Source organism: Shewanella chilikensis (assembly GCF_037953065.1).
Taxonomy (GTDB): Bacteria; Pseudomonadota; Gammaproteobacteria; order Enterobacterales; family Shewanellaceae; genus Shewanella; species Shewanella chilikensis.
The window spans coordinates 4,351,315-4,377,053 of the sequence record NZ_CP149966.1 but is presented as its reverse complement, the minus strand read 5'-3'; the positions used below and the strand labels follow the sequence as shown (position 1 = coordinate 4,377,053).

Below are 25,739 nucleotides of genomic sequence, written 5' to 3'. Positions count from 1 at the left end.
TTCGACTGTGGGATTTGGCTGAACTCAAAGCTCCTGGGTACTAACGCCCCGGGCACTAACTCATAGTCACGACACCGGGTAGCCGTTTACCGGCCGCGCCAGGTAAGAGGCAAAAGGCGTTTTATGTCCTAAACTTCTGTATGCCTGCCACTCAGCCACAGAGATCCCCATGACCATGACAGATAACAAGCAGCTCGAAACGCCCACGACTCTGGATTCACTCGATTCGGCCCAATGGCTGCATATCTCGGAAACGGTAAAACTCCTGTTGTTGTCGATAGCCCAGATAGAGTTGACCCTGACCGATGGTGAACACAATGTCACCGGTTTAGGGAGCCTGTTTACCGACATGGCGGAGCAATTGCGAGAGGTGAATGCTTGGTTGGAAACTCAGGAGAATACTCCGGCCGAGATCCGCGATCATGGCCGCCATCTGGCCGGTAAGGTCAATGAAGGCATCATAGCTTTTCAGTTCTATGATCGTCTGTCACAAAGGCTCAACCATGTGGTGACCGGGCTGGCGTTGACTGAAGAAGTTTTGCGGGATGAGCATGGCCGCACCTCGGAACATGCCTGGAAAATGTTACAGCGTACGATTAAGTCGACATACTCGCTGGACTGTGAACGCAAAATGTTTGATCTTGTGCTGCAGGGAATGCCACTACACGAGGCTTTGAGCCAGTATCAAGATGAACATCTCAAGCAAAACAACAACGATATCGAACTCTTCTGACTTTCTACGCCTGTTTATTATTTCCCTGGCCCTGGCCTGGCAACCCGCCTGGGCCAGCAAGGCTTCTTTTAGTCAATTCTGTGAAGCGCTCAATGGCCATTGGCAGGGGGATGGCGCCCAAAGCGGGCAAACACCGAAGGAGCTCAGCCTGGATGCCATCTGCAGTAAAGACAAGCGTCAGTTGTTACTCAGCGTCAGTGAAGGGGCACGCCATCCCCTGAGTGAAACCTGGTGGTTTCGAGACCAAGACCCCAGTGTGGGGCTCTGGTACTTTGACGGTGTGACCGAAGAACGCTTTCAATCCTTCACCCTTTACCATCAGGGCAGCGGATTTTCCCTGCTGGGTGAAGGGCAGTCCGGTGGACGACCGGCGCTGATCCAACTGCTATTCGAAGCCGATAATGACGGCTGGCTCTGGCGCCAGAATCTGCATTATCTGGATGAGGACTCGGATAGCTATCAAACCTACAGAGCCATCTCACTGCAACCTCGCTGATTTATATCGCGCCGCTGAAACCCTGTTGACGCCATGCTTCATAGCTGATGATAGCCACTGCATTGGAAAGGTTCAGGCTGCGGCTGGAGGGCACCATGGGGATCCTCAGTCTGTGCTCTGCAGCAATGCTCTGCAATATTTCCTGAGGCAGGCCGCGAGTCTCGGGGCCAAACAAGAGCACATCGCCTTGCCGATACTCGAGCTCGGAATGTGGCCGGCTGCCCTTGGTGGTGCAAGCCAAAATGCGTTTGCCCGCCATGGCTGCGAGAAAGTGCGGGAAATCAGGGTAACGGTTTACTCGGGTCAGGTCGCCATAATCCAGCCCGGCCCGGCGCAGTTTTTTCTCTTCCAGATCAAAGCCCAAAGGCTCTATCAGGTGTAGCTCGCAGCCGTTGTTGGCACAGAGACGGATAATGTTGCCGGTATTGGGGGCAATTTCGGGTTCATAGAGGGCGATGTGGAACACGGGTTGACCTTATTGCATGCAGATTGGGGCATTATACCATTCAGCAACGGAGTGTCCCCCTCTCAGTGAGAATGCAAAGTCGCTAGAAAGTAAAAAAGCCCCTGACAAGTAATTCCGTTCACACAAAGTGAACGGAATTGCGACAGAAGCCGGGCTTGTTTTGACTGTGTTTGATTTAGAAGAAACCCAAGGGACTGGTGGAGTAGCTCACCAGCAGATTCTTGGTATTTTGGTAGTGAGACAACATCATTTTGTGGGTCTCCCGGCCGATACCTGACTTTTTGTATCCTCCGAAAGCGGCATGTGCCGGGTAGGCATGATAGCAGTTGATCCAGACCCGTCCTGCCTGGATCCCCCGCCCCATCCGCTGTGCCCGATTCATATCCCGGGTCCAGACGCCGGCCCCCAAACCATACTGGGTGTCGTTGGCAATGCTGAGTGCTTCTGCTTCATCTTTGAAGGTGGTTACAGCAACGACTGGGCCAAAGATCTCCTCCTGAAATACCCGCATCCGGTTATGGCCACTGAGTATTGTCGGGGTAACATAATAGCCCTGACTCTGGGAGCCCGGCAGGCTGTTGGCCTGACCGCCAAGCAGTACCTTGGCGCCTTCATTGCGGCCAATTTCCAGATAGCTAAGTATTTTATCAAACTGCTCCTGTGACGCTTGAGCGCCGACCTGAGTGTCGGTATCCAGCGGATCTCCCTGTTTGATACTCTGGGCTCTGGCGATGACCCGCTCGATAAATTTGTCGTAGATGGACTCCTGGATCAGTACCCGGCTGGGACAGGTGCAGACTTCACCCTGGTTGAAAAAGGCCAGCAACATGCCTTCGACCGCCTTATCCAGATAGTCGTCTTCCTGTTCCAGGACATCGGCAAAATAGATGTTGGGGGATTTTCCACCCAGCTCAACGGTCGAGGGGATCAGTGACTCAGCGGCGCACTTGAGTATGTGGTAACCCACTTCGGTTGAACCCGTGAAAGCCAACTTGGCGATGCGTTTGCTTGTGGCCAGCGCTTGACCCGCCTCGGCGCCAAAGCCGTTGACGACATTAAGCACCCCGGCAGGCAGCAAATCTTGAATCTGCTCCAGCAGTACCATGATGGAAACCGGTGTCTGCTCAGCTGGCTTGAGTACGATACAGTTGCCGGCCGCCAGTGCCGGGGCTATCTTCCAGGCCGCCATCAAGAGTGGAAAGTTCCAGGGAATGATCTGCCCAACCACGCCCAAAGGTTCGGGAAAGTGATAGCTGACCGTGGTGGCATCAATATCGGCAGCACTGCCTTCCTGCGCGCGAATACAGCCGGCAAAGTAACGGAAGTGGTCCACCAACAGGGGTAAATCGGCATTGAGGGTTTCCCTGACCGCCTTACCGTTTTCCCAGGTTTCGGCCACTGCCAGCATCTCCAACCTCTGCTCTACTCGATCGGCAATGCGCAGTAACAGATTGGCCCGTTCGGTGACTGAAGTCTTACCCCAACTCTCTTTGGCGGCATGGGCCGCATCCAACGCCAACTCGATATCCCGGGCATCAGAGCGGGCGGCCTGACAGAAGACTTCGCCGGTGACCGGGGTACGGTTATCAAAGTATTGTCCGCCAACCGGCGCGAGCCACTTTCCACCAATAAAATTGTCGTACTTATCCTTGAACTGCAGCAGGGCACCCTGAGTGCCGGGTTGGGCATAAATCATGGTGAGTTTCCTCGTCTTGTTGAAAGGTTTTTCTTGTATTTATCTGTTCGGCCACTGCGGCCTTGGCTCAGGTAAACGCAAAGGCCGGGCCAGTGTGAGCCTGCTTGTTCATTTATTGTGCTAACAGTATGATGAAAAACTAAATTTGCGATTGCTGTATCTTGGCGTGGTGCCGGGTACTCGAGTTGTCTATCGCGCAAACTGTGGCAAAAAGGTACACACAGGTGTACCAGAATGGAGCAGGGCTATGACACTCAAGACCCATTCCCAATCCTGGTTATCAGCTTCCTGGCAACGTTGCCAGGGGGCCGGGCTCAATCCCGCCGCCATACCCGATGAACTCAGGCTCAATACTGCAGCCCTTGATGAGCGGCGCCAGCGCCATGGCCGGCTGCTGCAAGCCGTGGAGCACAGTGCACTGCCACTGTTCAATCAACTTATGGGGCGAACCCAGAGCCGGCTCATCCTCTCGGATCCTCAAGGTTTTGTGCTGCATCACTGGGGCGTGAGCCGCTACTCACAAAAGCTTGCCAATATTGCCCTGGATACCGGGGTCAACTGGATGGAGCAATACAAGGGGACCAATGCCATAGCCGCGGCACTCAGCGAACGCCAGTGTGTTTCGGTTATCGGTGAGCAGCACTTTATCAAGAGCCACAGATTTATGAGTTGCACCGCCAGCCCGCTGTTTTCCCCGGACGGTGAGTTGCTGGGAGCCTTGGATATCACCAGTGAGCAGCAAATCCATACCCCAAAGACAGCCATCTTGGTGTCCAGTTTGGCGCAGCAGTTGGAGCTGGCCTTATTGTGCCGACTCCCCAGCGCTGCTGTTCGATTGGATCTGGCGCCGCAGCAGGCCCTGTTGCATTCAGGCTGGCAAGGCGTATTAGTGCTCGACCTTGATGGACGGGTGCTGGGTGCCAACCCTATGGCAAGGCAGTTGCTCAAAGGCATCAATCTGGGCCAAATTCATCAGGCCTTGTCCCCTCAGGTATTGAGTCGGGGCAGCGGCCGCTTGCAGCAGGGATTGGTGTTCAGAACCCAGGCGTTGGAGCAGCCTCAACATACCAAGCCTGTGGTTCGAACGAGTCAGAGCCGAGAAAGCCAGAGCAGAGAAAGCAGCGCAGCTTTTAAAGAACCCAGGTTGGAGCAAGCCTGGCAGCAGGCGCGTAAGGTGTTGGCACGAAATATCCCTTTGCTGATCCTGGGGGAAACCGGAGTGGGCAAGGAGCAGTTTGTCAAACAGCTGCATGTGCAAAGTGCCAGGCATCAGCAGCCTTTTGTGGCGGTCAACTGCGCCGCGATCCCGGCGGAGCTGGTGGAATCAGAGCTGTTTGGTTATCAGGCGGGTGCCTTTACCGGAGCTTCCAGGCAGGGATATGTCGGCAAAATACGTCAGGCGCACCAGGGCTCCCTGTTTCTGGATGAAATAGGCGAGATGCCCCTGGCGGCCCAGAGCCGTTTGCTTAGGGTGTTGCAGGAGCGCGAGGTGGTGCCCATTGGCAGTAATCAGGCACACAGCGTCGACATTCAGGTGATTGCCGCCACTCATATGGACTTACCAGCATTGGTGCAGCGGGGGGCCTTTCGCGCCGATCTCTATTACCGGCTCAATGGCTTGCAGGTCACACTGCCTGCATTGCGCCAGCGAAGCGACCTGCGGCGTCTGATCCACAAATTGCACCAGCGCTATCGAGTTCGGCCCCAGAGCCTGTGTCCTGTGCTGGAGCAGCGATTGCTGCAATATCATTGGCCGGGAAACCTACGGGAGCTGGATAACCTGATGCAGGTAGCCTGTTTGATGGCCGAAGAGTTCCCTGAACTTAACTGGCAAACGCTGCCTGAGAGCCTGCAGCAGACCTTGGGTACTGCAGAAGAGGCGATGGCTGGCTTGGCACCCGCGCCGGGCAACAATCTGCACAGCCAAATGCAGATGCAAATTCGCGACACCTGGCTGGCCTGCAATGGTAACGTCAGTGAAGCGGCACGCCGTTTGGGGATTAGTCGCAACACCCTATACCGTAAGCTTAAGGCGTTGGCGCTGAAGTAGTTTTATATGTTGGTATTTCGTTAATAATTCCGCAGTGGTAGAGCCAAGTAATGAGGCCAGGGCAACAGATTGGGATTATCGAATGTGAACCAAGCTGCGAAATAACCCATGAGTTGCACGCCTCGACACTCTGCTAATGCTCTTGTGTCCCGTCGCGTTTTTTTCCATTAGTCTTGAATTTGTATTTTTAACAGCAGGAGCGGTAATCATGTTTAAGGCACTGGTATTGACCCAAAACGATAAACAGACCCTGGCCCAAGTCACTCAGTTGCAAGACAGCGATCTGCCTGAGGGGGATGTTCTGGTCGATGTTGCCTACAGCTCACTGAACTACAAAGACGGCCTGGCGGTGACCGGGCTTGGCAAGATTATTCGTCAATTCCCCATGGTGCCGGGTATCGACTTTGCCGGTGTGGTACGAGAGTCGGCCCATCCGGATTATCAGCCAGGCGATGAGGTTATCCTCACCGGCTGGGGCGTTGGCGAAAACCATTGGGGCGGTATGGCCGAGCGTGCCAGAGTCAAGGGTGACTGGCTGGTGCCTATGCCACTGGGTTGCACAGCCGCCAAGTCGATGATGATAGGCACCGCCGGTCTCACGGCCATGCTGTGTGTACAAGCGTTGCAGCAAGCTGGGATCAAACCGAAAGATGGTGAGGTGCTGGTAACAGGTGCCAGTGGTGGGGTCGGCTCGGTGGCCGTGACGCTGCTGGCTAAACTCGGCTTTAAGGTTGTCGCCGGTACAGGTCGCCTGGAGCAGAATGCGGCCTGGCTCAAGCAGCTTGGTGCCAGCGATTTAATTGAGCGCAGCGAGCTTGAGCAGGATGCCAGACCACTGGATAAGCAGCGCTGGGCCGCCGTAGTGGATACCGTAGGGAACAAGGTGCTGGCCAGCGCCTTGTCACAGCTGAATTATGCTGGGGTCGCCGCGATTTGTGGCCTGGCGGGGGGCTTTGCCCTGCCAACCACGGTAATGCCCTTTATTCTTCGTGGCGTCAGCCTGCTGGGAATAGACTCGGTGCAGTGCCCGGCCGCCAAGCGCCGTGCTGCCTGGGAGCAGATAGTGGCTCTGTTGCCTGAGAGTTACTATCAAGAGGCTTGTCATGAAATCACTCTGGAGCAGGTACCCGAGGCCGCAGCGCAAATCGTTAAAGGTGAAATCAGCGGCCGCACTCTGATTAAAGTCGGCTGATCCTCGTCTAAAAAAGGGGCCTCTGGGCCCCCAACAGTTTGTTGTGACCTGTCCTGAATACAGTTAGGCCCCAGCAATACGGCTCCAACCCAGCTTTTCTGTTGATATTCCTTCTATTGAGTCAGTGCTTGGCTAACTTTGACTTAGATTAGCTTTTGAGCTTGAGAAAGAGCCAAAGTCATAGCTGTTTATCAATTGTTCTCTTTTCCCCTGATTTCTTGCCTGTCTTGTGGGCTGTGGCGAAGTTTGGAAACCGTTCCAAAAAATGTCACTTGTCCAGCTTTGCAGTTAAAACCCAAGCCAGATGTCATTTTTAAATGTTGCCCTTTTGTTTAAAAAGCAACTGACGCTTAACTCCCGTTTTGGAATTGATTCCATCCCTAAGATACCAGTGTCAATTAAAACGAAAAAGGTGATGACAGATGAGCAAAGTAGATCTGCTGGGACGCCGTAATTTTATTAAGGGCGTTGGCGCCGCTGCCGGAGTTGCCGTGGCTGCTCCCGTGTTGGCTGTATCGGAAAAAGCCACGGATGTGAGTTGGGATAAAGAAGTTGAAGTGCTGATTATCGGTTCAGGGTTTGCCGGTTTGGCAGCGGCCATTGAGGCGACCCGCAAAGGCGCCAAAGATGTGCATGTCTTTGAAAAGATGCCTTATTTCGGTGGTAACTCTGCCATTAACGGTGGCTTGTTCGCCGCACCGGGTACACCTATGCAGCAACAGGAAGGTGTTAAGGACTCAGTAGAACAGATGGTTGCCGATCAGTTGAAATCGGGCCGGGGTATCGCCGATGAGGAACTGCTGCGTCATGTGGCTTCACACGCGGTGGAAGCCTTGCAGATGACCCTGGATGCCGGTGCCGAATACCATCCTTACCTGCAACAATTGGGTGGTCACTCGGTTGCCCGTACTTATCAAACCGCGGTCAGTTGCGGCGCAGGTATTACCCAGCCTTTGTATAAAGAGTGCCAGCGTATCGGAGTCAAGACCCATAACCGCTCCAAGTTTGAGGGCTTTGTCCTCGGCAAGGATGGTCGCGTCGAAGGGGTGAAGATGCGTCAGGGTTATTACTTCGGCGAAGAGGACTCTGGCAAGTTGGTGTATATCAAGTCCAAGCGCGGTGTCTTGATGGCAACCGGTGGCTTTGCCCAGAATATCGGCCTGCGAATGGCGCAGGATCCGACTCTGACCCATGAAGTGGGTTGTACCAATACTCCCGGCGCCACAGGTGAAGGTATGTTGGAGATGTTCCGTCTCGGCGCTGTGCCTGTGCATCTGGCACATATTCAGTCCGGGCCCTGGGCCTCTCCCGATGAGGGCGGTTTTGGTTATGTTTCCAACTATTCCATCTTCAACTTCCCTCATTCAATTGCGATTAACCGCATGACAGGTAAGCGCTTTATGAATGAAATTGCCGACCGCAAGACCCGCGCCGATGCCGAGTTGGCCTGTCGCGACGCTAAGGGAGAACCGCTGCCACCTATCTTGATCACCAGCTACAAGGACTCCAAACAGCACCCCAATACCGCCAAGGTGCTCAAATACAATGTGGGTTGGAAGTTTGACTCACTGGAGGCACTGGCCAAGCACTTTGAGGTGCCTTTGAAACCACTCAAGGCACAAATCGAAGAGTACAACCGCTATGTCAATAGCGGTGAAGACAAGCAGTTTGGCAAGAACATGACCAAGGCAAAAGATAAGTATATTGAAGCGCCTTTCACTGTGGTGCGTCTATGGCCCAAGGTGCACTACTGCCAGGGCGGAGTCCAGGTGAACACCAAGGCTGAAGTCAAAGACAGCCTCACAGGTAAGCCGGTTGCCGGACTCTATGCCGCAGGGGAAGTCTGTGGCGGCATCCATGGCGTTAGCCGCCTGGGAAGCTGCTCTATCCCCGAATGTATGGTGATGGGTATGACTGCGGCCCGCAGCATGATGCAAGCCTGAATTGAACGGTGAGAGAGGACTCAATAATGAAGAAAGCAAACTTAGTATGGGCACTGCTGTTGGCAGGGCTAACTTCGGTATCGGTTCATGCCGTTCAGCAGCGCGATTATCATAAGGCAGTGATAGGCAAGGATTGTAAGGTATGCCACGACCAAGGGCTTAAGCAGTACCCTTCAGATGGTGCCTGCCTGAAGTGCCACGATGTCGATGAGCTGGCAAAAAAGACAGCCCGCAGTGGTGAGGACAGATGGCAAAATCCCCATGACAACTTGCATTATGGTAAAGACCTGCCTTGTGTTGAGTGTCATGGTGAACACCAGCCTAAAAAACCTCTGTGCAGTAATTGCCATACCTTTAAATACGATAAACATAAGGAATAATGAAAGGGTTTATATGCTGCCTCAAGTTTCCTCCACCGGCAGCATGACCCGTAAATATCTTTGATTAAAATAGTCCCTGCAACTGCTGTTTTAATTCAATGATAGGCTCACTTGATCACAAGTGGGCCTTTTTTGTTTTCAGCCCCTAAACCACCTACTTCAGTAGGTGGTTATCATCAATTTAGGCTTGGCCTGTAAAGGCTACCCATGCTAATTGCTCTTTTGATTTTTAGCGAAGTCAAAGGACAAAAAGCATGAGTAGATACGAGCAAGCATCGCATGTGTATTGGCGATGTCAATATCATATAGTTTGGACTCCAAAGTACCGTTTTAGGATTCTCAAAAACAAAGTAGGTAAGGATGTTTACCGCTGTATTCACGTTTACAGTGAGCAACTTGGGTGCAAAGTAGTAGAGTTAAATGTTCAGGTAGACCATGTTCATTTAGTTATAAAAGTTCCGCCAAAGTTATCGATATCAAGACTGATGGGAGCGCTCAAAGGCAAAATAGCACTAAAACTATTTAGTAAATATCCGCACTTGAGGAAGAACAAAATGTGGGGTAACCATTTTTGGCAGCGAGGATACTTTGTTGATACGGTTGGAATAAATGAAGAGATAATAAGGCGTTATGTCCGGCATCAAGAGAAAGAAGAAAAGCAGGAGCAAGCTCAGTTAACGCTGGAGTAAACAACGCCCCCTTTGAGGGGGCATATACAAAGCCACCTTCTTCAGAAGGTGGATTCTTTACTTGCTGGCTCACAACTCTTTTTCATTCTGTTATCTTTTTTGTTGCCTGTGTTCAGACAACATTTTTGGAATGGGTTCCAAGTATATGCTTCGCCTGATATTGACTCTAACTATAATTGAGGTTCCAGGTGATAAATAAGAAACTAATATTAATTTCACTGCTGATTTCCAATACAGCGATGGCAGAAAAGTTACCGGATTTTTTAGCCCCGGCTGATATTGAAAATGCAAGCTTTGTTTGTTTGGGTGAAACGCCAGATTATTCCAAACAAGATCAAAAGTATGTCGATATTCTCTGGGATGAAACATTGCGTTATTTAAATGGCTTTGCCAAGGCGCTCACCAATGGCGAGCAAGCTCATTGCCTGAACTCGGATGAAGCTATTTACGACACCAGCGCCGGTGGACAAAAGTTCTGCGTAATGGAGCGCCGCGATATGCAGCTGATGGTGAAAAATATTTATCAGGTATTGCACAATCCCCAAAGTGCCAAAATTTGTTTCGGGGCTCGCCGTGATGTCAATTGGATCTACAGCCCAGGAGGGGAACTGGAGCAAAAATCCCCGGTGGCTCAGTGGGCGAAACGCATGAGCTTTAATGAATTCTTCAAGCAGAAAGTCACCAATAAACAGGTGCAAAAGCAGGGAAAAATCTTTACTGATAACTTCTACAAAATGGTCACAGGTGATGAGGTGAAGATGCCATCGGCTTTCCCCTATGACATCAGTGCCAACGCCTTGCCCAACCTGTGGGCCGCTGCCGGTTGGTTCCCCATGTATGCCGAAGAAAGCAAGCGCAATGACAAGAACTTCAATAATGTTCGTGGCGGTTATGCTTATGCAGAGATCTTCGGTCACTGGGGACTACTGAGAATTGACAGCATCAATGGTGAGAAAGTCGGCGCCGAAGTAGGTATGACAGTACAGTCGGTCGATACTCTTTACCCGTTTCACAACCATGCCATTTCTGAAATGTACTACAACATGAGGCTGCCGGCTTGCACCAATCAGTTCAAGAGCCTGGCAATCAAAGCCGATTCACCTTTGTTGGAAACTGTAAAAGAGAATGACAAGATGCGCCGGGTTCGCTTCGATGCCGGGCAACCCAATGTCGATGCCATGTGGCTTTCCGGCAGTAGCGAACGCGATCCCCTGTTGTATTTTCACCAGAACACCATCCATGCCTTCGATGTTGATGGCAGCTGTGAAGCCAAGCCGGAAGAGAGAGCGATAGTCTCGGTTTGGGCCAGAAGCAATGCCCACGACACACGCAATGACTATGGTACAACACTCTTGTGTGAATCAGCCAAGCAGCCTGGCACACCGGCCAAAAAGGGCGAAACCATTCAGTGCGATCTGAGTAAACTCAAGTGGTAGTAAATCAAGATGAAAGCCGGCATTAGCCGGCTTTCATCTTATTCTACGGTGGTGTTTCTGTTTTTGAGATTGGCCTTCAACAGGGCGATGAGTTGATTGCAGGCTTCAGTCTGACTCTCCGGATTGAGATAGAGAGATTCATTGAACACGGGCAAGGGAGGGAGATCATGCTCTATGGGATCGAGGATCTGCATCTTGTCGTTGATCCTGAATTCGGCAATCGGAGCTATGCTCAAATCATTTTCAACCGCCATGCACAAGGCTTGGGGGGAGGGGGTGGAAAGCAGCACATTGATGGGCCGCATCGACAGTTGGTGGTTGGCAAACACCTGAGCTCTGATGGGGCAGTTTTCCGGGTAAAGTGCCATGGGAATCGTTTCCCGTTTATGGGCACTGCCGTTCTTGGCGGCCACCCAATGAAAACGTCGTTCGAACAGGAGCTCTCCCTGCACCGGAGGCTGCCAATGGGTCGCCACTATCAGGTCGAATTCCCCTTGATGCAACCGCTTATACAGATTGCCGCTGACATCTGTGTCTATGACCAACTCAATACAGGTGAACTCACGGACAAATTCCAGCAGGCAGTTGTCCAGATAATAGGTAATATAATCTGTGGGAACGCCAAGGCGAATTACTTCGCGATTCTGACAGTCTTTCAGCTCATCCAGGGCCTGGGTGTTGAGTTGCATCATCTTATAGGCGTAGTTGAGCAGGGTATTGCCGGATTCGGTCAGCACCACGCCTCGATTGTCTCTGAGCAACAGCGGTTGACCGACACTTTCTTCCAGCTTTTTGATCTGTAAGCTCAATGCCGACGGGGTGCGACAGACTTTTTCTGCAGCCTTGGATAAATTACCGCATTCGGCCACAGCAATAAAACTCTCGAGCAATTCTATTTTTAACATTGGCTATTGGCGTGACTCATAATGGTATCAGTATTACTCAATATCGCAGTCGCATAAAGCTTGTTATTATTTTATTGTGAAGTTGGGAGAGTTTGTATTTAAGCTTTGCTCAGGAGTGGCCAATGGGAAAATGGGAGCGACGAGGAAACTTTTTGGTTGAAGTGGCGCAACGTTGTTTAAGAGGACAGAAGACTTTCGGTTTATGTCGTTCTCATCTTGTTGAAGCCAGCCAAATATCCAAAGGCACAGTATATAATCATTTCACTACAGAGGCCGATCTCATGGTGGCAGTAGCTTGCAGTGAATATGAGTATTGGCTACAACAGGCTAAACAGGATGAAATACAATATAAAGACCCTCTGGAAAGGTTTATATTTCATCATTGTCAGCGGCTCTATGAAGTATTGTCGACAAATAAATTTGTCATTGAGCGGATAATGCCAAATCAAGCCCTGTTGCTATTGGCGACCGAGTTTTATCGGCATGGCTGTGAAAGACGTTTCGATGAATATATGCAGTGGAATGCCAAGACCATTTCCGCCGTGGGAGAGGTGCCAGGATTCGATCGGGTCGAGCTGGTGATGAGTTATCTGCGTGGCGCCATGATCAATACCGACGATGCCTGCAAGACCCACGACGACCCACAGCTCTATTACCAGTTCAGTTATGCGCTGATCCATCTGATGGGGCACTCAGATAAGCGCAGCCCCTCCAAGCAACAGTTTGCCGCCTGGCTGAGTCGCCAACCCAGTCTGGAGTATGAACCTGAGGGTCTCAGGCGTGTGGTAAATGGATGACGACCTCAAGCCCACCTTGGGCGCGATTGCTTGCCTGGATATTGCCACCGTGGGCTTGAAAATAGCCTCCAACTCAGATTCCTCAATACCCGGGCCGTCGTCAGTAATGCTTATCTCTACCCATTGACCCTTGTCCTGGGCGCAGATATTTACCTGGGTACGGCAGTAGCGAATGGCGTTGTGCAGCAGATTTTCAATTGCCCGCGACAGCGGCCTTGGGTAGATGGGCAGCTCCAGCTCTTCCGATATCTGGAAGTTAACCTCTTTTTGCTGTTTGGCTTTATTCTCCGGCCATCCCCTTTTTGGCGTGCCAGGGCTAGCGCCAGTTCGTCTTATGGGGCTTGGATTGCCCCTGTCCCCTGGTTTTTCATTGGCAATGACGCGTTTTATTTCATAACTCCCTTGCTAAAAAGTGAGTTTATCGATTCACTATGGCACACAATGTGTTCTTGTTGTGGAAGAGAATTTGTGGAACAACTAACCAAAACTAAAGCCGATATTTTCAAGGCCTTGGGACATCCAACGCGTCTATGGATAGTTGAACAACTTGCTGATGGCGAAAAATGTGTATGTGAATTTGTAGAGGCACTTGATGTTGATTTTTCAACGGTTTCCAAGCATCTATCCATACTTCGTAATAAGGGCATTGTCGGTATGGAAAAGCGCGGAAAGCAGATCTTCTATCATCTAGCTATGCCGTGTTTGCTTCATTCACTCAATTGTATTGATTGTTTACAGGATCACCAAATTCAGAAGTAGATCGCATTCCCGAAGTGGTTTCTTACCTATCATTTGGCTAAATAACCAAATGATAGGTGGCATTATGTTTAAAATCAAAGTGTTAGGATCTGGCTGTTCTAAATGCCAAAAGCTGGCTGAAACTTGTTCTGCTGTGGCAGATTCTTTAGAGCTTGATTATCAGTTAGTTAAAGTTACTGATGTCGAAGAAATTATGGAGTACGGCGTGATGTCGACTCCGGCTTTGGTTATAGATGAACAAGTTAAGTTGACAGGTCGTCTTGCCAGTCCTGCAGAGATCAAGGCGTTAATGCTGGCACACATTGAATCTTCAGTGTAGAGCATAGCCAAGCCGGAATAAGCGGCTTCCTCTGCGGCTTTCCATCTAAGGAAGGTGCGAATAAGTCCTCGTGGCACCTTCCCTAATAATGTAGCCACAGCTCAAAGGTGGTAAATCATGATGCACCTCTTTTCTGACCTGGCGACTTGGATAACTTTTGGATTGTTAGGCATCCCTCCCGAGACCAAGCTGGCAGATGCAATACACTTTTTTATTGAAGATACCACTAAGATTTTCGCACTGCTGATCTTGATGATTTATGTCATCGCTTTGGTGAGAGCGTCACTTAATGTTGAACGTGTTCGGGATTATTTAGCGGGTAAAAATCGCTTTGTCGGTTATTTTCTGGGAGCAAGTTTTGGTGCGGTGACCCCCTTTTGCTCTTGTTCAAGCATTCCGGTATTTCTAGGCTTTACCTCCGCAGGCATTCCCGTCGGGATCACTATGGCATTTCTTATTACTTCCCCCTTAATCAATGAGGTTGCCATTCTACTATTGGTAAGCTTATTGGGGTGGAAGTTTACGATGATTTATGTGGGTGTAGGTATGTCTGTGGGTATACTTGCAGGGGCTTTCCTGGATGCTGTTCGTGCTGAGCGTTGGCTGCAGTCCTTTGCAGCTAAGGCGTTTGAAAGAGGGAAAATACAGGCGGCTGTATCTAATAATCAACAAGAAGCATCGGCCCCCCTGATGACATTATCGGAACGACATCAATTTGCCAAAAGCGAAACCAAAGCGATTTTTTCTCGGGTATGGAAATGGGTCATTATCGGCGTTGGGCTTGGCGCGGCACTTCATGGGTTTGTTCCGGATGGTTGGATTGAAACTCACTTGGGTGATGGTCAATGGTGGTCTGTGCCTGTTGCAGTGTTAATAGGTATTCCGCTTTATTCCAATGCGACAGGGGTCATTCCTATCATGGAAAGCCTCATCATTAATGGTCTTCCTATAGGGACAACATTAGCTTTTTGTATGGCCACGGTTGCTGCCAGCTTCCCCGAATTTATTTTGCTTAAGCAGGTGATGCAATGGCGCTTGTTAGCGATTGTTTTTACGATTTTACTGATGTCATTCACCCTTATAGGGTGGGTTTTCAACGCAATTGGTCCTATGTTGGTCTAGCTCCAATATTAAAATATTGACTAAAGTAAAGCTGTGCTTTGTGCCATCTCTTTCATAAGAGATGCTTTAGCGGGGACGCAGTGCTTCACCTTGCGAGGAAGTGTTGCGACTGGCTTTTCAGGGGTGATTATGGGCTAACACTTCATATTTGAGGCCCCCAAATACGAAGTATCTGCAGAGATGGATGTTTATTGGTTATGCAGTCACATATCAACATGATTGAGCAAAATGTATGCCGCTAATCCTCTTTGGAAGATGAGCCTGAAGGTCTCAGGCGCGTGGCAAATGGATGACGACCTCGAGCCCACCTTGGGCGCGATTGCTTGCCAGAATATGGCCGCCGTGGGCTTGCACTGCGGCATCGGCAATGGCCAGCCCCAGACCCCAACCGCCACTCTCTCTTTCTCTGGCTGAATGTGGTCGATAGAAGGGCTTGAAAATAGCCTCCAACTCAGATTCCTCAATACCCGGGCCGTCGTCAGTAATGCTTATCTCTACCCATGGCCCCTTGGTCTCGGCGCAGATATTTACCTGGGTATGGCAGTAGCGGATAGCGTTGCGTAGCAGGTTTTCAATCGCCCGCGACAGCGGCCTTGGGTAGATGGGCAACTCCAGTTCTTCCGGTATCAGGATGCAGAGCTCTTTTTGTTGCTGTTCGGCTTCAAATTCGGCATCGTCCAGTACCTGGCTCAATGATTCGGCCAAGCCTACTTTCAGTTTGTTGTCCTGTGCCTTGAGTTTCACCCGGGAAAGTTCCAGCAGCTCGGCAATCATTTTTTCCAGTTGGTCGGCCTCGTAGGCGATACGTTCGGCTTCATCTCCGGCCATACCCTTCTTGCGCGCCAGAGCCAGTGCCAATTGCAGTCTGGTCAACGGAGTTCGCAGCTCATGGGAGATGTCGCTTATCAGTCGCTGCTGATTATTGACCATGGTTTCGATGGCGGCCGCCATGCTGTTAAAGGCCTGGGCCAGTTCGCCGATTTCGTCGTGGCGTCCGGCTGTGGCATCGTCGACCCGGCTGTTCAATTGTCCCAGCGCCAGGGCGTTGGCGCTTTGTTTCAACGAACGCAGCGGCTTGCCCAGGTGCCAGGCCAACAAACCACAGAGCAACCCTGAAAGCAGAATCGCCAGCGACAATGTCAGTAACTTGTGTTCAATAAAGAAAAAGAACCAGGGCATGGGGTGGTGATCCGGCAACCGGCCATAAAGGGCATAGGGAGTGCCGTTAACCTTAAAATCGAATGGGCCGAATATCAGTTCATCGCGAAACTGGTGTGAAATTGGCGCGTTGGCTTCCTCTGCCATCAACATAAAGCGGCGCATGCCTTTGGATACTCTATGAGTGTTGATTATCTGTCCCTGCTCATTGACCAGATAGATGCGAATTGGCTTGCCTTCCATGCTGCGTCTGCGCTCCCAATGGTGCAGAAAGCGGCCATTCAACTTGGCCGGTTCCTGTTGCAGCTCATCGGCGACCTGAGACAAGACCTCCCGCAGTTTAGGCGGCATTGGGGCTCTGTCATGGTTTTGCTGCAGCAGTGGCAGCATGCCAACAGCAAGAATGATCAGGCTGCTGCAGAGCCAAAAGCCCAGCAGCAGTTTGATAAAGAGGCGATTGGGCAGGGAAAATGACTTCATCAGGGGATCCAGATATAGCCTTTGCCACGTATGGTCTTGACCCTGGGACGACCATCGCTGCGTTCCGGCAGTTTCTTGCGCAGGTTGGAAAGATGCATGTCCAGGCTGCGATCAAAGGGCATCAACTTTTTGCCCAGCACGGTTTCGCTCAGCTCATCTTTACTTATTAGTTCGCCGGCCTGATTGGCCAGGGTGTAGAGCAGGCTGAACTCAGTACCGGTCAGCAACAGTAACTGTTCATTGCAATAGGCTTCCTGACGGGCAGAGTCCAGGCTGAGATCGCCTATGGTTTGAATACCGCTTTGGGGAATGTCCTGCGGGGTGATATTGGCACGGCGTATGATGGCGCGGATCCTGGCTACCAGTTCCCTGTCATTGAAAGGCTTGGGCAGATAGTCGTCTGCGCCTATCTCCAGGCCAACCACTCTGTCTATTTCATCGCCGCGGGCAGTGAGCATAAGCACGGGGGTTTGTTTCTTGCCACGCAGTTCCCTGAGCACTTCGAAGCCGTTGAGCTTGGGCAGCATCACATCCAATAGGATCAGGTCGTAATCATTGGCAATCGCCAGTTCCAGGCCGCTCTGACCATCATGGGCCAGTGTCAGCTCAAAGCCTTCCAGCTCCAGCAATTGCCCCAAGAGTTCTGCCAGGCCCAGGTCATCGTCTATCAATAAAATCCGGCTCATTTATACGCCTCACACAATTTCTCTCTGCCGAGTATACCCGCTTTTGAGTCAACTGCAGTTTAGCTGTGTAAGTCTGGGTAAAGATACGCTTCTTCAACCCGGATGACCAAGCTTTACAGTGCTTTACTCAGTTTGAACCCACACTTACACATAGAGGACTAGACTGGAAGACGTCAAATACTTCCCGACCGAGAACGAGGATATCCATATGAAGACTTCAATCAAAGCAAGTTTGCTGGCCCTGATTGCCGGCACCACTCTGATGGCTGGCGCGGCACAAGCCGGTAACGGCTACGGCGATTGCCCACACCGTGACGGCGACCGTGGTTATCATCACATGAAGGGCGAGCGCGGCTATCACCACCACATGAAAGGCGGTAAGGGCCATTTTGGCATGTATGGCCTGCGAGGTCTGGATCTGACCGACGCCCAGAAAACAGAGATCCAGGCGTTGATGGAACAACATAGAAGCAGCATGTCACGTCCTGACAAGGAAACCCGTGCAGCGCACAGAGCCGAAATGCAGGCACTGATGACCTCAGGCAACTTCGATGAAGCCAAGGCCAAGAAATTGATTGAACAGCGCCAACAAGTACGTGAGCAGCATATGTTGGATCGCATGAAGTTACACAATCAAATTTATAATTTGCTGACACCTGAACAGCAAGCGAAATTCAAAGAAGGTCCTTACCGTTGTGGTGATTGTTTCGGGCCAGCGGCAAATTAAATCTGCTACTATGGGCTCAGTGACTCCCGACCGCTGAGCCCTTGAATGACACCGACTTCCCGCTACGAGTTTTGGGTTAAATTGGCGAGCCGCGCCGCTGTGGCGACCGCGATTACCTTGATCCTGATAAAACTGGCTGCCTGGCTTTGGTCCGGGTCTGCCAGTATGTTGGCTTCCCTGACCGACTCCTTTGCCGATGCCCTGGCTTCCATAGTTAACTTTATTGCCATTCGTTATGCCTTGGTGCCTGCCGATCAGGAGCACAGGTATGGTCACGGTAAGGCTGAGCCGCTGGCGTCTTTGGCCCAATCGGCTTTTATTATGGGGACAGCATTCCTGCTGCTGTTTCACGGCGGCGAGCGCTTGGTCAACCCCATGCCTTTGACCCATGCCACTCTAGGTATTGTGGTATCCATCATCGCTATGGTGCTGACCTTGGCCTTGGTATTACTGCAAAAACGGGCCTTGGCGGCCACCAAGAGCACAGTGGTCGAAGCCGATGCCCTGCACTATAAGTCAGATCTGTTTCTCAACGGCGCCGTGTTGTTGGCGCTGGTCTTGGCGCAATATGGCTGGTGGTGGGCCGATGGTCTGTTCGCGGTATTGATCGCCCTCTACATAGGGCAACAGGCCTGGTCGCTGGGGTATCGCTCGATTCAGGCCTTGCTCGACCGTGAGCTGGATGATGAAACCCGGCTGCGCATTCAGCAATTGGCCGAGCAGGATACTCAAGTGCGTGGCATTCATGATCTGCGTACCCGTCAGGCGGGCAAGACCACCTTTATTCAACTGCATCTGGAGCTGGACAAAGACCTGAGCCTGCAACAGGCCCACGATATTGCCGTGGCCACAGGTGAGCGGATCCGCGCCGACTTTGACCATGCCGAGGTGATTATTCACCAGGATCCCGTGTAGCGGGCACTGTCATGGCATGGATGCAACAACAGAAGTTGAATCTCGAAGGGGGTGAACTGCACTGTCGGTATTATCCATTAAGCAGTCGCCTGGAACTGGAATGGCTGGGGCTGCAGTGTTTTTGTCAGCGCCTCTATGGTTTGCCAAGACGGCAAACCATAGTCTTGAATGGTCAAGACTACCGACTGGAGATCATTCCTTTACCGCTTTGGCGCGCCGAGTTGATTGCAGCCAATGGTTCCAGTTGGCCACTCTTGCCTGAGCGCAGACGCAGGGGACTGATCCGTTGGGGCTATTCCCTGAGTTTGGCGGCACTGCGCCTGGGCGCCAAAATCCTCTCTTAATAGCCTGCACCCTTGGGCTTATTTGGGTCGTGTCTCCATCTTTATGAGGTTTCAGTCCATTGCCAGCTCTTTAAGCTTGCGGGTCAGGGTGTTGCGGCCCCATCCCAGGCGTTTGGCGGCTTCCTGTTTGTGGCCTTGGGTATGCTCCAGCGCGGTTTCCAGCAAGATGCGCTCAAACGCGGGTTGGATTTCGGTCAGCAGATCGCTCTCGCCCTGTGACAGGCGCATATCCAGCCACAATTTCAGGGCGTTTTGCCAATCCTGGGACGGGCCGGCACTGCCTTGAGGTGCCTTGGGCTCCTTGAACAGCTCAGGCGGCAGATCCTGAGGGATAATTTCCTGGCCTGAAGCCATCACGGTCAACCAGCGGCAGGTATTTTCCAACTGACGCACGTTGCCGGGCCAGGGCAGTTGCTGCAGCTTGGCGGCGGTTTCCGGGGTGAGTATTTTGGCCTCTACCCCAATCTCTTTGGCGGCACTGGCTAGGAAATGGCGCGCCAGCTGCGGAATATCTTCCCGCCGCTGCGACAGCGGGGGCAGATGAACTCGAATCACATTCAGGCGGTGGAACAAGTCTTCCCTAAAGCCCCCCTTGAGTACCAGTTGTTCCAGGTCCTGGTGGGTTGCGGCAATGATCCTGACATCGACCTGCACCGGAGAGTGGCCGCCGACCCGATAGAATTGGCCATCGGCCAGCACCCGCAGCAGCCGGGTCTGTACGTCCAGCGGCATATCGCCTATCTCATCGAGAAACAGGGTGCCGCCATTGGCCTGTTCAAACCGGCCCTGACGCACATTGGCGGCGCCGGTGAAGGCGCCTTTCTCGTGGCCGAATAGCTCGGATTCGATCAGCTCCTTGGGGATGGCCGCCATATTGAGGGCGATAAAGGGTTTGTCTTTGCGTGGACTGTGTTTGTGCAGCGCCCCGGCAACCAACTCTTTACCCGTACCGGACTGGCCGTTGATTAGCACACTGATCGATGAGCGCGACAAACGGCCTATGGCGCGAAACACCTCCTGCATTGCGGGGGCTTCGCCGATGATCTCCGGTGCCTTGACCTGAGGCTCGGCCGCTGCAGGAGCCTGCTCTGTGGCATGGTTGAGCGCCCGCTCCACCAGGGCAATCGCCTCATCTATGTCGAAGGGCTTGGGCAGATACTCGAACGCCCCGGCCTGATAGGCGCTGACGGCACTGTCGAGATCGGAATGGGCCGTCATTATGATCACCGGGATATGGGGATAATGCAGGCCGATACGTTCCAGCAGGGTCAGGCCATCGGTCCCCGGCATCCGGATATCCGAGACTATGACCTTGGGCTGGGAGATTTCCAGCGCCTGCCACAGTGACTCGGCGGCGGCAAAGCTGGCGCAGCTGAGTTTGGCACCTTGCAGTGCCCGTTCCAGCACCCAACGAATTGAACTGTCATCATCGAGGATCCAAACCTGTTCACTCATATTGTTTCCTCTCTTGTTAGCCGTTGTGGTTGTTGATCGGCAATGTCAGGCTGAACTCTGTGTGTCCCGGGGCCGAATCGCAGTCGATGCGGCCGCCGTGGAGCCTGGCAATATTGTGGGCGATGGATAGCCCCAGGCCGTTGCCGTCCTTACGGCCTGTGACCATGGGGTAAAACAGGGTATCCACCAGTTCCGGGGCGATACCCGGGCCGTTGTCTATGATTGACAGCACCAACACCAACTTGTGTCTCTGGTTACCTATGGTGACCTGATGGGCGGTGCGGGTGCGGATCATGATATCGCCGCCCTGATGCTCCAAGGCTTGTACTGCATTTTGCACTATGTTGAGGATTGCCTGTTGCAGTTGATCTTCATCCATAGGCAAGTCTGGAATGGATGGGTCGTAATCCTGACGCAGATGTATCTGTTGCGGCAGGGTCACACTCACCAGATTGATCACCTTTTGCAGCACCAGATGGATATTCTGCAGCTTGTGCTGCGATGGTTTCTGTGGCCCCAGCAATCGGTCTACCAGGGCGCGCAACCTGTCGGCCTGCTCAATGATGAGTGTGGTGAACTCCTTGAGCTGCGGCTCATTAAGTTCACGTGACAACAGCTGCGCCGCGCCGCGCAGGCCCCCCAGCGGATTTTTGATCTCATGAGCCAGGTTGCGCACCAGATATTGAGCCGCCTGCTGCTGGGCATCCAGGGTCAACTGCTGGTGAATGCGCCGCTGCTGATCCACCTGTCTGAGTTCCAACAGGCTCAAGGGTTTGAGCTGTTCTCCCTGCTCCAGAGGGATCAGTGTCATATCCACAGTGTGATGCTGCCCATCCAGGCTGATGAGCTGGGCGGTATTGACCGTCAACCCCTGACGTTCCAGCACCGCGCTTTGTAGTACTCTGGGTTCAACTCCTATGGCATGCAGATGCTCTGTCAGTACCTGCTCCTGTAATCTGTGACTGGAGACGCCCAGCAACTGCTCGGCAGCGGCGTTGGCATAGCTGGGAAGCAGGTCACTGTCGATGACCAGAACGGCAGTTGCCAGATGATTGAGCAGGATATTTGTGTCCATTGAGTTTCCCATAGCAGGATTGCACCATAATGGTGCACCAATTCGGTGCAGGCCGCAAGCCAACAACTCTGTGGACTAACTCGAAAAGCAAAGTAGCTAATTTATTGAAATAACTTTAGTTACTTGGCTTTGGGCCTTTCCCGGGTGCCGGGAAGGCGGGTTGCATCAGTCCGGCTTGGTGCAGAAAAATGGTTATGGGACTACTGGATGCAAGGACTTTGCCGTTTTGTTGCACCGCCTTGAGTTGCAGCGTGTGTTCGCCGCGGTCGATGTCCTTGAGCTGGAAGAGATTGCTGCGCTGAGCGTCGCTGGAGGAGATGCCATCTATGTAGAGTTGCAGAAAATGACCCGAAGCCAGCTCCGGCTCTACTTCTACCCGAACCTGAAAATCACCGGCGTTATTGCGAATGGTTTCCTCATGCTGTGGTGAAAGTATCTTTAACGCATAGCCGACTTGTTCCACTGTTATGGGATCGGGCAGAGGTTTAGGTGTTTCCAGGCTTATCTGATTCTGGGTCTTGTCGGTGAATTCCACTGCCTGGGCTTGGGGGGTGGGTTCATCGCTGTAATGCACCTTGCCATCTTTATCGACCCACTTATAGACAGTCGCCTGGGCAACCAGCGACAGCAGTGCCAGGCTGATTATCATCAGAGTGCGCATAAAGACTTCCCTTGTTATGCAGTTGTGAACTTGTTTCAGATTAGCCTGTTTATTGACAAAAATCACTGCCTTTAAAGGCTGGCCTGAAAAACCTGCCGGCTCAGCTCGAGGTCGACCCGGCCGTCTTCTCCCAGTTGGGTCAGGCCCTGGCGTTCAAGGTTTTCCAGCAGCGGCGCTATGGCCTCATGGCCTATGCCATAGTCACTGAGGTGAGTCTTGATTCCCATGGATTCAAAGAACAGCCGGGTTTGCTCTATGGCTGCATCTATGCGTTGCTCCTCGCTGCCGTCGCTGAGTTGCCAAACCCGCTCGGCATATTGCAGCAGCTTGGCGTGTTTGGCGGTCTTTCTCAGGCGCAGCATGGCCGGCAGCAGTATGGCGAGGGTCACGGCATGATCCAGGCCGTGGCGCACCGTCAGTTCGTGACCCAGTTTATGGGTCGACCAGTCTTGCGGAACACCTGTGCCGATCAGGCCGTTGAGCGCCATGGTGGCGCTGAACATGATATTGGCGCGCACCCGATAGTTTTCGGGCTCTGCCAGCGCCTTGGGGCCTTCCTCTATCAGAGTGAGCAGCAGGCCTTCGGCAAACCTGTCCTGCACCTTGGCATCGACCGGGTAAGTCAGGTACTGCTCGGTCACGTGCACAAAGGCATCTACCACACCGTTGGCAATCTGTGGTTGCGGCAGGCTGAAACTAAGTTGTGGCGCCAGTACAGAGAAGCGGGGAAACACCGAGGGATGACGAAAGGAGCGCTTGAGACCAAGAGCGCTATTGCTGATCACCGCGCAGTTATTCATCTCTGAGCCGGTGGCCGGCAGGGTCAGCACAGTACCGAGCGGCAGGGCTTGGTCAATGTGGCGACCGTCGGTTTCCAGTATCTCCCAGGGCTCTCCCTGATAGGGCGCTGCGGCGGCAATAAACTTGCCCGCATCTATGATGGAACCGCCGCCGATGGCGAGAATAAAGTCCAGCTTTTGTTGCCTTATCTGCTCTACTGCCTGCAATAGCTGGTGGTAGTCGGGGTTGGGGCTAATGCCGCCGAACTCGGCGCAGATGCGTTGACCCAATACCTGGCTGACCTGGGTCAGGGTGCCATTGCGTTTGGCGCTTTGACCGCCGTAGAGCAAGAGTACTCTGGCATCCTTGGGCACCAGAGTGTCCAGCTGCTCCAGGCTGCTACGGCCAAAGAGCAGGCGGGTTGGATTGTAAAATTCAAAATCGTACATCTTGGACTCCTGTCAGCCGTGAGTATTGCCACCCAGGGCGTAGGGGCGTTGCCAGTCGAGCCAGGCATAGAGATGGGCAATATCCTGCATTACCCAGGCGGGAATAGCTTCAGCTTGTTTGGCTGACAGCTGCGTAGGCGCATCTGTTGAATCGGGCGCTGGCCCGGACTCGGCTTGATGCATCTCTGTTGCCAAAAAGCGCTGGCGAAACAGCTGGGGCCAAGCTGCCAACTGTGCCTCTGCCTGGTGCAGTGGCGGCTTTTGCTGCTGGCGCGCCACCAACACCAGGGTGCAGTGCAGCGTCAGCCCAAGCCAGAGAAAACTCTGCCAGTCCTGCAGCTCCCGCTGGCCTGTGTTGGGCTCGAGCTTCAAAAAGCCGACTTCTTGCCCCAGTTGCCTCAGCGCCGCATGGGACTGCCAGCGCAGGGCGTTGTCGGCTTTACCTGCATTTATACTGGCAAGCCAAGCCCGCTCCAGCTCGATAAAGTGGCACACATAGCTGTCGAGCCAGCGCCGGGTCCAGCTGGGAATAAACAGATGCATCGCCAGAAATGCCATCAGGGCGCCGGTAAAGGTGTCTAGCGCTCGGTAGAAGGCGATATAGGGATCGCTTGGCAACAACAGGGTGATGGCAAAAACCATCAGCATGGTGAGCCAGAACACATGAATCTCATATCTGGCCTTGTAGAAGGTGGCAAAGGCCAGAAAGGCACTCAGGCAGGTGGCCGGTAATAACCAGCTACCGGCGCCCAGATACCAGATAAGCCCCAGTGCCAACACAGAGCCGAGCACAGTGCCATAGAAGCGGCTCCAGATCCTGGCCTGCAACTGCCCGAGCGGTGCCACCATCAGCACTATGTAGGCGGTGAGCGTCACCCAATAACCCTGCGGCAGTTGCAGCAGTTCTACCACGGCCTGACAACACAGCAGAGTGAACAGAATTCTCAGGCCGTGGTGCCATTCCCGCGAGTGTTTCACCAAGGCCTTGCGCCATTGACTGCGAACGCTTTGGCCATCGGAAGGCCAGATAAGCCCCAGGCGCTCGCGCCAGTCGGCTGCCAGCGGCCTTTGAGGATCCAGCGCCAAGGCCAGGCGGTTGGCGGCATCCAACAGCAGAGGTTGCGGCTTGTCCCCCAAGGGCAGTGGTGTCGGCTCTGTGCCTTGCTCTCTATGGGTCTTGAGTTCGCTAGCAAAATTGGCCAAATACTGCTGCAACACCGGGTTGGCGGCATCATTTTGTTGTAGCCTGCCTATGCTCTCCAGAGTTTCTATCAGGATAAGATTCGACTCCAGTTGCCGGGCGATGCGTTGCACTTCGGCTTTATCCGGCATTTCCAGCAACCAATGGGCCAGCACGGCGATGGCATCATCGAGCTGTTCCCGCAAGGCCAGACGCTGGCCGACATTGGCGGCGTCCGAGTGGCTGAGTATATTGCACCAGAAGCCGAATTTGCGCTGCACACTGGCCAGCAGCTGTTCGCCCTGACGTATCGCCATCCAGGGCCCGGCGATGACGGCGCTGATGACAGCCAACCAGCTGCCGAACAGGCTGGAGAGCAACAACATCTTCCAGTCGGTACCCGACTCCAGCAGATGCAGGCCGCAGATCAGGCAAAAGCCGGCGTTGTAGGTCAGCAGCTGAATGTACTTTCTTTGGTTGGAACTGAGGCCATATAACAGGCCTATAGCGCCGAGTACGCTAATCCCCAGCCAAGGGTGGATCAGGCTCAGCAAGGCCAGGGCGCTGCTGATACAGCACAGAAGTGCCGACTTGCTCAACAGCCCGGCACGTTTGGGATAAGCCAGGTTGCGGCCTTGGACGCCGACCAGCCAGGCACAGATCAGGGCGTTGACGCCGCTGGCACTGTCACCGAGAAACGAAAATAGCAACAGGCCCGCCATCATGGGCAGCCCTATGCGTAAGCCTTCGGGAAGATCGGCACGATCAGGCAGCCATTGCAGCAGGCGCTGGAATAGATTGGATAGATTCACTTTATGTTGCTTAGACAGCAGAATGGCACAAGAG

Annotated in this window: 26 protein-coding genes; 15 read left to right on the top strand and 11 right to left on the bottom strand. The window is 52.9% G+C overall.

The window, feature by feature from the left end; genetic code table 11:
- Positions 1–169 precede the first annotated feature (169 nt).
- Together WKR14_RS19665 and WKR14_RS19660 are read left to right on the top strand one after the other, a co-directional pair.
- Positions 170–733, top strand: coding sequence for a hypothetical protein (locus WKR14_RS19665; RefSeq protein ID WP_339087103.1), 564 nt, complete (start codon positions 170–172; stop codon positions 731–733).
- On the top strand, positions 690–1,229 hold the full coding sequence (locus WKR14_RS19660; protein WP_339087102.1) for a hypothetical protein: 540 nt from the start codon (positions 690–692) through the stop codon (positions 1,227–1,229). Before WKR14_RS19665 ends, WKR14_RS19660 begins: the two co-directional genes overlap by 44 nt.
- A gap of 1 nt (position 1,230) precedes the next feature.
- On the opposite strand, the gene WKR14_RS19655 is transcribed toward WKR14_RS19660, so the two are convergent.
- On the bottom strand, positions 1,231–1,695 hold the full coding sequence (locus WKR14_RS19655) for a tRNA (cytidine(34)-2'-O)-methyltransferase (RefSeq protein ID WP_221050015.1): 465 nt from the start codon (positions 1,693–1,695) through the stop codon (positions 1,231–1,233).
- A gap of 175 nt (positions 1,696–1,870) precedes the next feature.
- Positions 1,871–3,391 (bottom strand): aldehyde dehydrogenase family protein, encoded by a 1,521-nt coding sequence (locus tag WKR14_RS19650; protein WP_071476350.1) that lies wholly within the window; start codon positions 3,389–3,391, stop codon positions 1,871–1,873.
- 247 nt (positions 3,392–3,638) lie between these two features.
- Between WKR14_RS19650 and WKR14_RS19645 the strand changes: the two genes are divergently transcribed.
- From WKR14_RS19645 to WKR14_RS19620, 6 genes are all read left to right on the top strand, one after another.
- A complete protein-coding gene (locus WKR14_RS19645; RefSeq protein ID WP_335922194.1) occupies positions 3,639–5,441 on the top strand; it encodes a sigma-54-dependent Fis family transcriptional regulator in 1,803 nt (600 codons plus the stop codon).
- 208 nt (positions 5,442–5,649) lie between these two features.
- Complete coding sequence (locus WKR14_RS19640) at positions 5,650–6,633, top strand: MDR family oxidoreductase (RefSeq protein WP_335922195.1); 984 nt, start codon at positions 5,650–5,652, stop codon at positions 6,631–6,633.
- Between the two features lie 422 nt (positions 6,634–7,055).
- Positions 7,056–8,576 carry a flavocytochrome c gene (locus WKR14_RS19635; protein ID WP_335922196.1) on the top strand — a complete coding sequence of 507 codons (1,521 nt, stop codon included), beginning with the start codon at positions 7,056–7,058 and terminating at the stop codon, positions 8,574–8,576.
- 26 nt (positions 8,577–8,602) lie between these two features.
- Positions 8,603–8,956 carry a cytochrome c3 family protein gene (locus WKR14_RS19630; RefSeq protein ID WP_044735439.1) on the top strand — a complete coding sequence of 118 codons (354 nt, stop codon included), beginning with the start codon at positions 8,603–8,605 and terminating at the stop codon, positions 8,954–8,956.
- 254 nt (positions 8,957–9,210) lie between these two features.
- The gene (gene tnpA / locus WKR14_RS19625; RefSeq protein WP_208138538.1) at positions 9,211–9,645 is read left to right on the top strand and encodes an IS200/IS605 family transposase; all 435 of its coding nucleotides are present in this window, start codon (positions 9,211–9,213) and stop codon (positions 9,643–9,645) included.
- A gap of 239 nt (positions 9,646–9,884) precedes the next feature.
- Complete coding sequence (locus WKR14_RS19620; RefSeq protein ID WP_418354537.1) at positions 9,885–11,081, top strand: hypothetical protein; 1,197 nt, start codon at positions 9,885–9,887, stop codon at positions 11,079–11,081.
- Between the two features lie 38 nt (positions 11,082–11,119).
- On the opposite strand, the gene WKR14_RS19615 is transcribed toward WKR14_RS19620, so the two are convergent.
- A complete protein-coding gene (locus WKR14_RS19615; protein ID WP_025010766.1) occupies positions 11,120–11,986 on the bottom strand; it encodes a LysR family transcriptional regulator in 867 nt (288 codons plus the stop codon).
- 437 nt (positions 11,987–12,423) lie between these two features.
- Here WKR14_RS19615 and WKR14_RS21420 point away from each other — a divergent pair, with 437 nt between their 5' ends.
- Entirely contained in the window at positions 12,424–12,783 is a 360-nt protein-coding gene (locus tag WKR14_RS21420; RefSeq protein ID WP_411911873.1) for a hypothetical protein, read from the top strand.
- Here WKR14_RS21420 and WKR14_RS21415 read toward each other — a convergent pair.
- Entirely contained in the window at positions 12,679–12,993 is a 315-nt protein-coding gene (locus WKR14_RS21415) for an ATP-binding protein (protein WP_373296834.1), read from the bottom strand. The genes WKR14_RS21420 and WKR14_RS21415 overlap by 105 nt on opposite strands.
- Positions 12,994–13,251: 258 nt before the next feature.
- On the opposite strand from WKR14_RS21415, the gene WKR14_RS19605 reads away from it, so the two are divergent.
- The 3 genes from WKR14_RS19605 (at position 13,252) to WKR14_RS19595 (ending at position 14,983) form a co-directional block, all read left to right on the top strand.
- Positions 13,252–13,542 carry an ArsR/SmtB family transcription factor gene (locus WKR14_RS19605; protein ID WP_101055236.1) on the top strand — a complete coding sequence of 97 codons (291 nt, stop codon included), beginning with the start codon at positions 13,252–13,254 and terminating at the stop codon, positions 13,540–13,542.
- 64 nt (positions 13,543–13,606) lie between these two features.
- Positions 13,607–13,861: a thioredoxin family protein gene (locus WKR14_RS19600; protein WP_101055238.1), complete on the top strand. Its 255-nt coding sequence runs from the start codon at positions 13,607–13,609 to the stop codon at positions 13,859–13,861.
- A 117-nt stretch (positions 13,862–13,978) separates the two neighbouring features.
- Complete coding sequence (locus tag WKR14_RS19595) at positions 13,979–14,983, top strand: permease (protein WP_335922120.1); 1,005 nt, start codon at positions 13,979–13,981, stop codon at positions 14,981–14,983.
- Positions 14,984–15,253: 270 nt separating this feature from the next.
- On the opposite strand, the gene WKR14_RS19590 is transcribed toward WKR14_RS19595, so the two are convergent.
- Positions 15,254–16,621, bottom strand: coding sequence for an ATP-binding protein (locus tag WKR14_RS19590; RefSeq protein WP_335922119.1), 1,368 nt, complete (start codon positions 16,619–16,621; stop codon positions 15,254–15,256).
- A complete protein-coding gene (locus tag WKR14_RS19585) occupies positions 16,621–17,307 on the bottom strand; it encodes a response regulator (protein ID WP_039034710.1) in 687 nt (228 codons plus the stop codon). Before WKR14_RS19585 ends, WKR14_RS19590 begins: the two co-directional genes overlap by 1 nt.
- Before the next feature lie 208 nt (positions 17,308–17,515).
- Between WKR14_RS19585 and WKR14_RS19580 the strand changes: the two genes are divergently transcribed.
- Genes WKR14_RS19580 through WKR14_RS19570 form a run of 3 tightly spaced genes read left to right on the top strand, consistent with a single transcriptional unit; the run spans position 17,516 to position 19,293 of the window.
- Positions 17,516–18,034 carry a Spy/CpxP family protein refolding chaperone gene (locus tag WKR14_RS19580; protein ID WP_224867102.1) on the top strand — a complete coding sequence of 173 codons (519 nt, stop codon included), beginning with the start codon at positions 17,516–17,518 and terminating at the stop codon, positions 18,032–18,034.
- A gap of 45 nt (positions 18,035–18,079) precedes the next feature.
- The gene (locus tag WKR14_RS19575; RefSeq protein ID WP_339087101.1) at positions 18,080–18,949 is read left to right on the top strand and encodes a cation diffusion facilitator family transporter; all 870 of its coding nucleotides are present in this window, start codon (positions 18,080–18,082) and stop codon (positions 18,947–18,949) included.
- 11 nt (positions 18,950–18,960) lie between these two features.
- Entirely contained in the window at positions 18,961–19,293 is a 333-nt protein-coding gene (locus WKR14_RS19570) for a hypothetical protein (RefSeq protein WP_335922117.1), read from the top strand.
- 51 nt (positions 19,294–19,344) lie between these two features.
- On the opposite strand, the gene glnG is transcribed toward WKR14_RS19570, so the two are convergent.
- The 5 genes from glnG to WKR14_RS19545 all read right to left on the bottom strand — a co-directional run bounded on the left by glnG (position 19,345) and on the right by WKR14_RS19545 (position 25,705).
- Complete coding sequence (glnG, locus tag WKR14_RS19565; RefSeq protein ID WP_101055252.1) at positions 19,345–20,748, bottom strand: nitrogen regulation protein NR(I); 1,404 nt, start codon at positions 20,746–20,748, stop codon at positions 19,345–19,347.
- A gap of 16 nt (positions 20,749–20,764) precedes the next feature.
- Positions 20,765–21,823 carry a nitrogen regulation protein NR(II) gene (glnL, locus tag WKR14_RS19560; protein WP_224867098.1) on the bottom strand — a complete coding sequence of 353 codons (1,059 nt, stop codon included), beginning with the start codon at positions 21,821–21,823 and terminating at the stop codon, positions 20,765–20,767.
- A 115-nt stretch (positions 21,824–21,938) separates the two neighbouring features.
- Positions 21,939–22,484, bottom strand: coding sequence for a DUF4124 domain-containing protein (locus WKR14_RS19555; RefSeq protein ID WP_234555662.1), 546 nt, complete (start codon positions 22,482–22,484; stop codon positions 21,939–21,941).
- Between the two features lie 71 nt (positions 22,485–22,555).
- A complete protein-coding gene (locus WKR14_RS19550) occupies positions 22,556–23,713 on the bottom strand; it encodes an iron-containing alcohol dehydrogenase (protein ID WP_224867095.1) in 1,158 nt (385 codons plus the stop codon).
- Between the two features lie 12 nt (positions 23,714–23,725).
- Positions 23,726–25,705, bottom strand: coding sequence for an FUSC family protein (locus WKR14_RS19545; protein ID WP_335922116.1), 1,980 nt, complete (start codon positions 25,703–25,705; stop codon positions 23,726–23,728).
- Positions 25,706–25,739 lie beyond the last annotated feature (34 nt).

Coding starts and splice junctions, on each gene's coding strand:
- WKR14_RS19665 (WP_339087103.1), top strand. CDS start 170: ATGACCATGACAGATAACAAGCAGCTCGAAACGCCCACGACTCTGGAT.
- WKR14_RS19660 (WP_339087102.1), top strand. CDS start 690: ATGAACATCTCAAGCAAAACAACAACGATATCGAACTCTTCTGACTTT.
- WKR14_RS19650 (WP_071476350.1), bottom strand. CDS start 3,391: ATGATTTATGCCCAACCCGGCACTCAGGGTGCCCTGCTGCAGTTCAAG.
- WKR14_RS19645 (WP_335922194.1), top strand. CDS start 3,639: ATGACACTCAAGACCCATTCCCAATCCTGGTTATCAGCTTCCTGGCAA.
- WKR14_RS19640 (WP_335922195.1), top strand. CDS start 5,650: ATGTTTAAGGCACTGGTATTGACCCAAAACGATAAACAGACCCTGGCC.
- WKR14_RS19635 (WP_335922196.1), top strand. CDS start 7,056: ATGAGCAAAGTAGATCTGCTGGGACGCCGTAATTTTATTAAGGGCGTT.
- WKR14_RS19630 (WP_044735439.1), top strand. CDS start 8,603: ATGAAGAAAGCAAACTTAGTATGGGCACTGCTGTTGGCAGGGCTAACT.
- tnpA (WP_208138538.1), top strand. CDS start 9,211: ATGAGTAGATACGAGCAAGCATCGCATGTGTATTGGCGATGTCAATAT.
- WKR14_RS19620 (WP_418354537.1), top strand. CDS start 9,885: ATGGCAGAAAAGTTACCGGATTTTTTAGCCCCGGCTGATATTGAAAAT.
- WKR14_RS19615 (WP_025010766.1), bottom strand. CDS start 11,986: ATGTTAAAAATAGAATTGCTCGAGAGTTTTATTGCTGTGGCCGAATGC.
- WKR14_RS21420 (WP_411911873.1), top strand. CDS start 12,424: ATGCCAAATCAAGCCCTGTTGCTATTGGCGACCGAGTTTTATCGGCAT.
- WKR14_RS19600 (WP_101055238.1), top strand. CDS start 13,607: ATGTTTAAAATCAAAGTGTTAGGATCTGGCTGTTCTAAATGCCAAAAG.
- WKR14_RS19595 (WP_335922120.1), top strand. CDS start 13,979: ATGATGCACCTCTTTTCTGACCTGGCGACTTGGATAACTTTTGGATTG.
- WKR14_RS19590 (WP_335922119.1), bottom strand. CDS start 16,621: ATGAAGTCATTTTCCCTGCCCAATCGCCTCTTTATCAAACTGCTGCTG.
- WKR14_RS19585 (WP_039034710.1), bottom strand. CDS start 17,307: ATGAGCCGGATTTTATTGATAGACGATGACCTGGGCCTGGCAGAACTC.
- WKR14_RS19580 (WP_224867102.1), top strand. CDS start 17,516: ATGAAGACTTCAATCAAAGCAAGTTTGCTGGCCCTGATTGCCGGCACC.
- WKR14_RS19575 (WP_339087101.1), top strand. CDS start 18,080: ATGACACCGACTTCCCGCTACGAGTTTTGGGTTAAATTGGCGAGCCGC.
- WKR14_RS19570 (WP_335922117.1), top strand. CDS start 18,961: ATGGCATGGATGCAACAACAGAAGTTGAATCTCGAAGGGGGTGAACTG.
- glnG (WP_101055252.1), bottom strand. CDS start 20,748: ATGAGTGAACAGGTTTGGATCCTCGATGATGACAGTTCAATTCGTTGG.
- glnL (WP_224867098.1), bottom strand. CDS start 21,823: ATGGACACAAATATCCTGCTCAATCATCTGGCAACTGCCGTTCTGGTC.
- WKR14_RS19555 (WP_234555662.1), bottom strand. CDS start 22,484: ATGCGCACTCTGATGATAATCAGCCTGGCACTGCTGTCGCTGGTTGCC.
- WKR14_RS19550 (WP_224867095.1), bottom strand. CDS start 23,713: ATGTACGATTTTGAATTTTACAATCCAACCCGCCTGCTCTTTGGCCGT.